Origin of the sequence: Mesorhizobium sp. M4B.F.Ca.ET.214.01.1.1 (assembly GCF_004791545.1) — a bacterium.
GTDB lineage: Bacteria > Pseudomonadota > Alphaproteobacteria > Rhizobiales > Rhizobiaceae > Mesorhizobium > Mesorhizobium abyssinicae.
Window position 1 is genome coordinate 57,093 of record NZ_SRUX01000020.1, and the last position, 10,976, is coordinate 68,068.

At 58.6% G+C, this 10,976-nt stretch carries 9 protein-coding genes and 2 pseudogenes; 4 read left to right on the plus strand and 7 right to left on the minus strand.

Features of this window, described 5'->3' with window-relative positions; genetic code table 11:
* Positions 1-275: 275 nt before the first annotated feature.
* Entirely contained in the window at positions 276-503 is a 228-nt protein-coding gene (locus EN857_RS30380; protein ID WP_126057642.1) for a hypothetical protein, read from the minus strand.
* A 673-nt stretch (positions 504-1,176) separates the two neighbouring features.
* Here EN857_RS30380 and EN857_RS30390 point away from each other — a divergent pair.
* Positions 1,177-1,455 carry a peptidase dimerization domain-containing protein gene (locus EN857_RS30390; protein WP_091599544.1) on the plus strand — a complete coding sequence of 93 codons (279 nt, stop codon included), beginning with the start codon at positions 1,177-1,179 and terminating at the stop codon, positions 1,453-1,455.
* A 72-nt stretch (positions 1,456-1,527) separates the two neighbouring features.
* Here EN857_RS30390 and EN857_RS30395 read toward each other — a convergent pair whose 3' ends face one another.
* Positions 1,528-2,028, minus strand: a complete 501-nt coding sequence (locus EN857_RS30395; RefSeq protein ID WP_236473430.1) for an invasion associated locus B family protein — start codon at positions 2,026-2,028, stop codon at positions 1,528-1,530.
* 268 nt (positions 2,029-2,296) lie between these two features.
* Between EN857_RS30395 and EN857_RS30400 the strand changes: the two genes are divergently transcribed.
* From EN857_RS30400 to EN857_RS30410, 3 genes are all read left to right on the plus strand, one after another.
* Positions 2,297-3,400 (plus strand): ISNCY family transposase, encoded by a 1,104-nt coding sequence (locus tag EN857_RS30400; protein ID WP_126057641.1) that lies wholly within the window; start codon positions 2,297-2,299, stop codon positions 3,398-3,400.
* Between the two features lie 155 nt (positions 3,401-3,555).
* On the plus strand, positions 3,556-4,065 hold the full coding sequence (locus EN857_RS30405; protein ID WP_126057640.1) for a DarT ssDNA thymidine ADP-ribosyltransferase family protein: 510 nt from the start codon (positions 3,556-3,558) through the stop codon (positions 4,063-4,065).
* 1 nt (position 4,066) lies between these two features.
* A complete protein-coding gene (locus EN857_RS30410) occupies positions 4,067-4,780 on the plus strand; it encodes a hypothetical protein (protein WP_091599555.1) in 714 nt (237 codons plus the stop codon).
* Positions 4,781-4,990: 210 nt separating this feature from the next.
* On the opposite strand, the gene EN857_RS30415 is transcribed toward EN857_RS30410, so the two are convergent.
* The 5 genes and pseudogenes from EN857_RS30415 to EN857_RS30435 all read right to left on the minus strand — a co-directional run.
* Complete coding sequence (locus tag EN857_RS30415; RefSeq protein WP_126057639.1) at positions 4,991-5,206, minus strand: hypothetical protein; 216 nt, start codon at positions 5,204-5,206, stop codon at positions 4,991-4,993.
* A complete protein-coding gene (locus tag EN857_RS30420; RefSeq protein WP_126057638.1) occupies positions 5,203-5,403 on the minus strand; it encodes a hypothetical protein in 201 nt (66 codons plus the stop codon). The genes EN857_RS30415 and EN857_RS30420 overlap by 4 nt, the downstream gene beginning before the upstream one ends.
* Positions 5,404-5,428: 25 nt before the next feature.
* Entirely contained in the window at positions 5,429-8,542 is a 3,114-nt protein-coding gene (locus EN857_RS30425; RefSeq protein ID WP_091599561.1) for an autotransporter serine protease, read from the minus strand.
* 398 nt (positions 8,543-8,940) lie between these two features.
* Positions 8,941-9,984: pseudogene (gene nifA, locus EN857_RS30430) on the minus strand (nif-specific transcriptional activator NifA); the annotation flags it as partial.
* Between the two features lie 768 nt (positions 9,985-10,752).
* Positions 10,753-10,976 (minus strand): annotated as a pseudogene (locus tag EN857_RS30435) (beta-ACP synthase); the annotation flags it as partial.

Below are 10,976 nucleotides of genomic sequence, written 5' to 3' on the forward strand. Positions count from 1 at the left end.
GTCAAGCCGGGGCGACAGTTTCGTCTCGACCAACTTCTGCGAATTTTGGAAATATCGCAGATCAACCGGTCGCAGGGCCAATACCTGACGAAGTCGGCAACTGTCCAGCGGTCGAACTCACTTTCATGCCCATCTCAACGGGTGCCATGAGCGCGGCGCAACGCGCTCGAACGCCGAAATACTTAATTCCCAAACACCCTCTAAGATTGAGAAAGTGCATCGTTTTGTACGAAACTAACAATCCCATTAGCTGAAGAGTTTGCAACACATCCGTGTCAGATCCCCATCAGCTTGAACGCCGCCTGGCTGACTTCAGTGTCGGGGTCTTTCAGATGCTCGGGTTCCTGGAAGTGGTTGGCGTTGAAGGCTATCGTTCGACTGGCCAATCTCCCCATGCCGCGCAGCGCTTCACCGAACACATCGGACTGGCGCTTGAACTCCGGACTGTCCTGGTCGGCTGACACGACGGCAATCGGGCAGGTGATCCGGTCGAGATGGCGCATCGGGCTGAATTCCGCCTCTTCCCCCCTCCGTCAGATGCAGGTAGCTGCTGCGCGAGGAAAGCATCACCGGATAGAGATCATACATGCCGCTCATCAGCAAGCCGCCCTTGAGGGCATCCGCCGGTAGGCTGCGCTCCGTCCAGTCGGTGATGAGGACGCAGGCCGCCAGATGCGCGCCGGAAGAATGACCCGCCACATACACCCGGTTCGGGTCGCCGCCGAAACTGGCGGCATTCTTCATCGTCCACTCCACCGCCCGCCTGCAATTCTCGACCATCTGTCGCAGCGTCAGCGTTTTCACACTGCCGAAGTCAGGCGCGGCATAGGCCGCCCCGCGCGAAACGAAGGTCGGGGCCGGATAGGATGCATCCTCGCGAGTGTTTCGGGTCCAGGCACCGCCATGGATGAAGACCAGGACCGGGGCGGCCTTGGCATCCCAGGCGCGAACACATCGATGAGATCTCTGGCATCTGGACCGTATTTTGCCGGACGCGGCGGCATCGCGCGCCGGACCTCGGCGCTGGCGATGCCATCGCCTTCCTCCAGTTCCGCCATCCGCGGCGCCCAGAATGACTGGTCATACGCCGTATCCAGTTGCTCCTGTGTGTAGTCGAGGAATACCGACGCGGCTAAGGACTTGCCGACCGCTACGGCAGACAGGGACACGCCCGCCATGAGAAACGTTCTGCGCATCATTACTCTTCTCTCCCTCAGGACAGCCGCGATGATTGTAAAGGTGGGCGCGATCAATGCGGGGACAAAGTACGACGTAATCCCGGATGAGACCCTCCTCAAGGTCAGTGTACGGACGTTCGACGAGAATGTTCGTGCAAAGGTGAAGAAGGCGATCGAGCGGATCGCTGCCGCGGAGTCGGAAGCGTCGGGCGCCACTCGCCCGCCCGAGATCACTCAGGCCGAGACCGCGCGCTTCTCGCGCGTGGGGATTATCTGACCAAAATGTCGAAAAGCCGTAGTGGAACAAAGGAAAGTGACAACCGAGATCATCAGCCAGCCAGCCCCCAATCTAAGCCCCGAGCAGCACCTTCAACCTGTCCAGCGCCGCCGTCAAACCCTTCAATGAAACCGACAAGGGCACATCCTTCTGGTCGAGACTCTTAACCGTGACCTTGAGCGTTGTGCCCGTGCGCAGCGACGCGGCTGCTTTCGCGTCGAAGCTGAGGGGCACGAAGCAGCCGGCGGGCAGGCAGGTCGAGAAGGGCAGCGGCTTGCCCGCTTGCCCATCGTCGACCTGAAGCGTCGCGCCGACGGCGAGTTGCAGGCCGAAGGGCAGGACGAGATTGCCCGCAATGCCGTCCTCCTGCCCCTTGCCCAATTCGACCGCAAGCAGGCGCCGTCCGTTCTGCTGCGACTGCTGATAGGTAGCCGCGCATACCAGCGTCGGCGTGGCCTGGCAGGAGAGATCCCAGTCCTCATAGGTCTCCTTCAGCGAGGAAGCACCGCCCGGCAGCCCGGCTTCCTGAGCTGCCAACGACGCGGAAAGCGCCATGAGGGTGGCCGCGGCCACCGCACAAATCCTGGACGAATCCGACATCAGCAAAGCTCCGTTGCCCCCTTGTCGTGGAGCGCCGCGCGTGCCTTCGAGGCGAGAATGGCGCTCTATCCGATTGAAACGACGCGTCGGCCCGAAAATCGATGCCGATCTTCGGGCCGACGTATCTGCAACAATTACCCGACCGCGATGCCGCAGGCAAGCGTTCCGCTCCGGCGTGTCGTAAGCACATGATTTGTCCGGATTAGGTAGCACAGGAGTTGTCCGGTTTCATCGCCAGCGAATGGAAGCTGGGGATGAAGCGGGCAGCGTGGCTCCAGGACGGAGAATACAGAAGTTTCGGGACGTATTGAGCCGTTGGACTGGCGGCGATCTCTCGATGATGGAGGCAGGCGAGTTGCTGGGCATGTCGGAGCGGCAATTTCGGCGTTATCGCGACCGTTACGAAGAGGCCGGGGAGGCTGGGTTGCTGGACCGGCGTTTGGGCAAGCTTTCGACGCGCCGGGTGCCAGTGGAGGCGATCGAGGAGATGCTGGAGCTTTATCGCCATCGCTACCTTGGCTGGAACGTGAAGCATTTCCACGAGCACCTGCTGCGCGATCACGATTTCAGCTGGGGCTACACCTTCATCAAGACGCAGCTTCACGCGGCGGGCCTGGTGGAACGGGCCAAGCGGCGCGGTGCTCACCGGCGCAAGCGGGAAAGGAAGCCGTGCGAAGGGATGATGCTACACCAGGACGGCAGCCGTCATCAGTGGCTGGCGAGTGGGCCGATGCTGGATCTGATCGTGACTATGGACGATGCGACGAGCACGATCTATTCGGCCTTTCTGATCGAGGAGGAAGGCACGGCGTCGAGCTTCCAGGGACTTCTGGAGACCTTTGTCGCCAAGGGATTGCCGTCAAGCCTCTACAGCGATCGTGGCAGACACTATTTCGTGACGCTCAAGGCGGGCGGGGCTGTCGACAAGATTCGCATGACCCAGGTCGGTCGGGCGCTCGAGCGGCTCGGCATCGAACATATTCCAGCCTATTCGCCTGGAGCCAGGGGCCGCTCCGAGCGGATGTTCTCAACCTTGCAGGACCGACTGCCGAGGGAACTGGCACTGGCCGGCATGGCTGATATCGAGGCCGCCAACCGCTTCGTCGCACAGACCTATCTGCCGGCTCACAATGCCCGCTTCGCCAGGCCCGCCGCGGTTGAAGACAGTGCCTTTGTCGCCGCCGACCCGCAGCAATTGGCCCAGATCCTGTGCATCGAGGAGGAGCGCGTCGTTGCTCGTGACAACACGGTCGCCTTCGCGCGGCTGCGATTGCAGCTCCCGCACAGTCCGATCCGGGATGATGATCGTTGTGGAGCTGCCGTGCACGACGATTTCGAACCATAGTTGGCGATGTAGAATTCTATTTTAATCGTATAGAACAATTGAGAAACGTCGCCAATCTGAACACCTCGCCTCGGATCATGGCGTTCGGACGATGACTGCCGTAAGATTCCACCCGTGTGGGGCAAGGCTGCTACCGGCCTGCGACGGAGGGGAACATGGCAATTGATACTCTTGATAAGGTGCCGCTGCTCTATCACTTCACCGACCGGAGGAACCTGCCGGTGATTAAAGAAATGGGAGGACTCTATCCACTCGCGCAGCTTGACCAGAAGAAGGTCAAGGTTCCGGCACCGGGCGGCAATGAATGGAGTCGTGACGCCGACGCGTTGAAGGGAATGGGCAACTACGTCCACCTTTGCTTTCGTAGCACCCATCCGATGGAGTACGTTGCCCGGCAGGATGGGAGGATTACGGACACGATCTTTCTGCAAATACACCCCTCGGTAATGCAGTTCACGGGTGTTCGTTTTACCAACGATGTCGCGAACAAAGCTGGCGTCGAATCGATTCCTATCGGAGAGGCTGAACCGCTAATCGATTTTGAGATACTTTACACCCGAACGGACTGGAAGGATTCGGCGATTAAGGCGCGTCTCACTCAGGCGGAGAAATACGAGGTGTTGGTTCCCCATGTCATTCTGCTGGGCTTAATAAGGAACATTTAGAATGGCTGAGAGACCAGTCTTTATCCCTGCAACCGAGGACGAAGGTTACGTCAGGCGATTGGATTTCGAAATTCCGTGGGCCGGTGGCTTCGCTGAGGTTCAGAAGAAGAAGAATATACGGTCGCTGCATGAGGCCGCCAAGAAAGCCGGATATGCGCCGCTGCTAGAAGTGTCTAGCAAGTCTGATGAAGTCGCCGGCCAGCATCTTAGCGCGTTTCACCTGCGCGTGAGGACCAGCATCGGCGAGATACCGCTGGAGAACGCCTTTCAGGGAAGTAAGGTATTCGAGCGTGGCGGGCCGTACACCGATCTGTACGAGGTTGAACCGCGCGATGCGAAGCGCGAGCCACGACTCCGCGAATCCGGCGCACTGGTGGGCTTCAAATTCGACGGCTTCGAGTTCCCGCTAGAACCCACGACCGTGTTCTACGATTGGCTTTATCTCAATGCCATCTTTCCTCACCGTGTATGGCTCAAAAATCGAGTGGACGGCGAAATGCGGTATGCCGGTTTCACTGACATAGAGTTCAACCCTACCAAGTCGGTCAATTGTCAGGCGAAAACGTGCGCTCTGTTCGTAGTGCTCATGAGGGAGAACAAGCTGGAGCGCTACCTAAAAACGCCCGAGGTTTTCATTGCCGCGATGGCTGCTCATTCGCTTCGGCCGACCGAGCATCAACCTCATTTGAAGCAGGCCAGACTTAGGGTCGGCTAGCAGGCAGTAGCGCAATTTATTCGCTAGAGCAGCAAGGTCACTGCCGAGACCGCACGCCGGGTAACCGGTATCAGTACACCTGTCTTCGGCGTGTCATGGTCGGACCCCAGCCCCTCAGAGACAGAAATCGTACGCCGCTTCCTCGTTTCTCGAAGATCGACGCGTCCTTTACAATCCCTTCGATAGCGGCGGAAGCCCATGAGTTGCCTGTCAGGATTGAGTGTAGCCGCGGGCTCTCATGCAATCCTTGACGAGATTGCCTTGTTCCATACCCTTGACGATACGATCCCCGACACCGTCCCCGATTGCATCTGTCATCGTTTTCGGGCGGCTATTCGTTCCGATCGTCGCCGTCGCCATTTCCGACTGATACTTGCATTCAGTGTAGTCCTGCTGGGCAGCACTGCGCGGCGTCTCGTCCTTCACCCAGTTGCCGCCGTCGGACGTACTGCACCCGGCAGCGAAAGAAAGGCACCCTGCCAAATCGCAATTAGAATTACTTTGTTCACGAAACACTCCTTCCGGAAAGCAAAAGCAGCAATGGCCGAAGGATGGTCGGCCATTGCAAGGCGATAAGATCTTTCAATAGAGATGGCTGTCAGTTCGCTGCTGGAATCGGGCATGACATATCGCCCTCCCTTGCGGCGATTAAAACCGAACACTGAGTTTGGCGTTGAAGCCATGCTCCTGCGCGTCCGAGGCAAGCTGACCTTTATAGGTAAGCCCGATGGTTGCCTTGTCGGTAAGGTTGACATCGATACCAGCTTCGAAGACGGCAGCGTTCTTTGCGATTGGCGTTCCCTCCACGGCGAAGGATGAGCCGCCTGTGAAGGCAAGCGCCGTTTCAGGCACCACATCGCCGAACGCATGACGCCAGCCGATACCGCCACGGGCGGTTGTATTGACGGAACCAAGCGGGAAAGCGGTCGAGGCGCGCAGCCCTATCGTGGTGAATGTCGTGTCGCTCGACCGGTCTTTTCCGGAAAGCGCAGCGGCACCGCCATGCTCTGTGAAGCCATCCGCGTTGAAGTTCACATAGGCTAGGTTCGCATAGGGCTCGAAAGATACGGAAGCTGTATCCAGTCGAGAGCCGAGTTCGCCGAAAGCCTGGAACGTGCCGGCATGGTAATCGGCCGAAAGGCTGTCGGAGAAGCCCGGAAACGCCACCGACCTGCCGGTCTCGATGCGGTTCCACGTATAGGCAAGGCCGGAACGGAAGCTGTGAGGGCCACGCTGCGTGCCAGCGTAGATCCCGAGGTGATAATTGTTGCCTGAGCCGGAGGAGGCGCGATCATCCACATGGATGGACGTATGGCTATAACCGGCAAGAAGCCCGAGCCGCCAGCTTTCGCCGATGGCCGCATCGCCGCCTGCAATAAAGCCTCCCGTCGAGCGGTCGAGGCGAGCAGCGTTGCCGTCTCCGTCCAAATGTCCCCAGGCGCCGAAACCGCTGCCCCAGACGGCGAAGTTTTCGCTGGTCGCGGGAGCCAGTTCCGGGCCTTCCGGTCCATATGCCATGACCGGCACGGTTGATGCGCCCACGCCTGCGAACGCTGCGCGAATGCGATCGCCGGCGGCGTCACGGACGAAATGGCTGTCTTCGACAAAGGCGCTGTGAACGGAAGCATGGATCTCGCCCGAAAGCTGATCGAATGCGTTGCGGGATCCCTGTCCCGTCAGGAAGAGGATGTTGTCGTGGATCGTGTTGCCGGAACCAAGGGCTTCCGCAGCCGCGCCCACGGATCGCTGATTGAAGGTATTGCCGACATCGGCAAAGGTGACAGAATTGCGATCGACGTCGAGATAGACGTTGGTCGGGTCATAAGCGAGTTCGAAATCGACGAAGGGCGAGTCTGTAAAGAGGCCTCCTGTCAGCCCGCCGTAGGTCCCGATCACGCCGCCAGCGGCGGTCAGAAGCGTGTAGCGGGTATCGACTGAGAAATGCCCGGCACCTTCACGCACCAGGTTGACGCTCGCTCCCTTGTTGATGGCGGCACTGCCGGCAACGTCGATGAGATCTGAAGCCTTGCTCGGTGCGATACCCGCCAAATAGGTCGACCCGGCCTGCTGCACGAAGTCACCGTTGACGGTGAGCACTGCAACCCCCTTGCTTGGATCGAGCACGCTGCCAGGAGCGACGGTGCCGCCTGCGCCAACCGTAAGAGAGCCGACTGCACCGATACCCGTAAGGGTACCAGTAGCCGAGACGCCTACCTTCGAAACAATGCGGCCATCGACGGCGAGTATGCCTCCAAGCACCTTGGTCGGCCCGCTGTAGCTGTTTTCGCCGGACAGGATCAGCGCTCCTTCGCCGCGCTTCGTCAGGTCTCCGGCGCCCGAGATTGAATTCGACCAGATCGAGGAGTAGCCTTTGGTGTCGACGTCGAAGACGCCGGCGTAGCGGAACTCGCCCGGACCCTCGATCGCAACGCCGAGATTGAGCAGACCCTGGCCGAAGACTTGTTCATCCTCGAACCCTTTGGTGGTCGTCGTTGTCAGGAGGGTTTCAATGGTCTGGCGGGCGTTCATGTAAGGGAATGCCGACCGGATCACTGCCGCCGCGCCAGCAACATGCGGCGTTGCCATGGAAGTACCTTCCTCGTACTTATACGGGTTGTTCTTGTTCGCCCGATCCCCTTGTGGCCAGGTAGAATAAATGCCGTTCTCATCAATCGGATTATCGGGATCGGCATTAATATCGCCACCCGGAGCCGCGAGGCACCACTCTGCTGTGGCTCCGCATCTATTGCTATAGCTGGCAATCTTGCCATCCTTGCCGACAGCAACGACTGTTATCAGCGAGCCTGCCAGATCCGAGAAGTCGAGCTTCGAGACATCAGACCCGCTCACTATCTTGTATGTATTTGGGTTATTGAAATCGAAACCTTTGTTTGTTTGATCGTTTGTGTCGATGAACTTATAAAGATTTCCATCTTTGGTATTTTCTGGCGTTATTAACGGCAACGTGCCGATGCCGCTGGGAATCGCCGAAGCAGCGCCGGGTTGGTCGTCGGTACTGGCATCATTACCGGCGGCGAAGACGAGCACGATGTCCGCCTTAGCCGCCTTCTTCAACGTATTGTAGGTATCGACGAGATTGCTCGGATCATCATAGATGGCCTGATAGTCGAGAATCTCATAGTTTTTATTATCGATGGCATATCCCTTGCCATCGAGTTTCAGTTGGCCGTTCTCGTCCTTGAGATACCGCCCCAGCAACAGGCCTGGCCCGTAGCTCCCATTGAGCACGCCAGCTCCCGCACCAATCGCGTATTCGATCGCTTCATTGGTCGGGTCCATCTCGGGATCATCTGGGTCGCCGATATCCACTGCTCGAAGGGGCAATACTGTCGATTCATAGGCCACGCCCTGCATGCCCGTGCCGTCGCGCGCGGCGCCGATTATCCCCGCCACATGGGTCCCGTGTCCGTCAGGCACACCGTCTTTGTCGACAGAATGGCTGACGTCAGCCAAGCGTTTATCCGTCCCGAAGTTGTGCAGCGCCTTCGAAATGCGCGCCACGAATTCGGGATGGTTGATATCCAGTCCTGTATCCACAATCGCAACGACGACGCCCTTGCCCGTATAGCCTTTAAGGTAGGCGGGCAGGGCGTTGATCATACTCAGGCCCCAATTTCTGGAATATTCGGCATCTGCCACCGGCGCAGGCGACGCGACTGATTCCTGGGCCAAGGACAGATTTGGTGCGAAGAGCGCCGTTGTTGCTAAAAACAATTTGATCGTTCTGAAGCGCGTTGGCATGCTTAATCCCTATTCCCAAAACTACTTATTTCTTTCAGATCAGATTGGCGCGATATCGAGCGGCAAGCGATCAGCTTATGTATCGACCAGGTCCCGCCAGCGGAGATCTGCGCGTCGCCTCTACGCATGCTGGCGTGTCACCAATGATACATCGATTATTTCTGGATTTCAGGCACGTCGGATTGGATTTGCCCTTGCGGTGTAGAGCGAAGTTACTAGCCATAGGATTCCTCCTTCTTAGTTTTGTCAGCCGCAGAGCCCCAGTACGACTGGTGGTAGAAAGCACACGGCCGGAATCTTGGCAGCGCTGTTCACACCCACGTTCGTAAGGTGGCCGATGGGCTCGGCGCCAGAGCACCAATGCTTGACCTGCTCCAGCTCTTGCTCGGCGGGTTGTTTCAGAGACGCTTGATCTCGATGCCGTGTTTTCTCAGCACGTAGCCGATCTGGCGCGGGGTCAAACCGAGCAGGCGCGCCGCCTTTGCCTGCACCCAGCCACACTTTTCCATGGCGGCAATGACCGTATCGGCATCGGGCACCCTACCACGAGTCGTGGCAGGGCCTATCGGCGCTTGCCCGTCGCCGACGGGCGGGGCGGCACGGGCGGCGGAAGGCTCGATCGTAGTCGAGTTCTCTGACGTCGGCGGTCCGTTCTTCCACAGCGCCGCGGCCAAGCACTCACCCACGCAACAGGCAAAGTCAGTTCTGAGGATTGATGGACCCGTCGCCAGAACTGCCGTCCGTTGAACGCAGTTTTCGAGCTCTCGGATGTTGCCTGGAAATTCGCAATTCATTAGCACCTCAATCGCTTCGGGAGCGAAGGTCAGCGTGTGATCATTCTCAGTATTGAAATTCTTGAGAAACTGAGCGGCCAAGAGCGGAATATCACCTCGCCTTTCGCGCAATGCCGGCACGCGTAAAGTGACGACGCTGATGCGGTAATAGAGGTCTTGCCGGAACTCCTTGCGTTGAACTGCCTTTTCCAAGTCCCTGTTGGTTGCGGCAATCACGCGAACATCGACTTTAATGGTGTGGTTGCTGCCGACACGCTCAAACTCCTGCTCCTGCAGGACACGCAGCAGCTTAGCCTGGAACGAGCCCGATATTTCGCCAATCTCGTCCAGAAACAATGTGCCTTTGTCGGCAGCCTCAAAGCGCCCCTTGCGCAAATTGATCGCGTCGGTGAAGGAACCCTTCTCATGACCGAACAAGTCAGATTCCAGAAGCGTCTCGGTGAGCGCCGCGCAATTGACCTTGATGAAGGGCTGCTTGGCGCGAGGCGAGAGTTCGTGAATGGCTTTGGCAACCAGCTCCTTGCCGGTTCCGGATTCACCTCGCAACATGACCGTAGTCTTCGCCTTGGCCACCTTGACAAGGTGCTCACGCAGCTTGCGCAGCGCCAGACTATCGCCAAGCATCTCCTTGCTGATCTTTTTACGCTCCATTTGGCAGCCCATCCCACTCCGCCACCCGCCGGTGGAACTGCACTTGACGGTGAGCTGTGTTGTTTTTCGTCATTATCATTCTCGATCTCACCTTTGTGCCTCGAAATTTCCGGCGCGCGGACGCCCTCGGCAAATGGCAATGGCGCCTGAGCATCGTTGTCTTTCACCAGGACGAGCGTCTTCTCCTCCGTGCGGGCGCCCGCAATATGCGCGCTTGTTTGCGCAGGCCTTTACTCGACCGGTCGCCGTTCTGTCCGGCTTCTGCCGCACCGCAGCCTGCAAACCCATCCTTGACAAGAAAGGAGGGGAGTCAATCGAGCTCTCCTTGCATTCGTGCAAGGAAAATTGTCAGTTTGATAGAATTCTATCAAAACGGCAGAAACGCTCCGCCCCCAATTTGGCTGTACCTGCGGCGTTCAGCGTACGTGACGACATGTGCGGACTTGTCCCAATTGCCATCCGAGTTGTGCGGGAAACAGTAGCCGCTGCGCTGTTCGCTTCAACCGCGTGATGCCGCTGACAGTAGAGGCGGCGGCTCGTCGAGCGAGGCTTCATTGTTCGGCTACTAAAGCGGCTGTGCTTTGGTGGGAGTTGGTTTCGCCCAAGTTCTGGGCCTGAGGGCGTCGGCCCGTTTCGCCGCACAGGCTCCTTCCACATCGTCGAGCCGAGAAAGAGGGGCCACACAGCTCCCCCTGTTTCACAATGCCCCGCCCCTCAGCAGCTAGATACGACAGGTGACCTCAAATGATGCGTCTTGCATGGCTTCTACACCTGCCTGAATGCCAGAACTGCGTTCGTACCGCCCATGGCGAAGGCGTTGCTCATGGCGACGCGCACCTTGCGCTCGCGCGGCACATTGGGTGTGATGTCGAGGTCGCAAGCGGGATCTGGCTCGCGATAGTTGGCGGTCGGCGGCACGACGTCCTCTTGGATTGCCATCACGCAGGCGATCATTTCAAGCGCGCTCGCTGCGCCGAGGCAATGCGCGT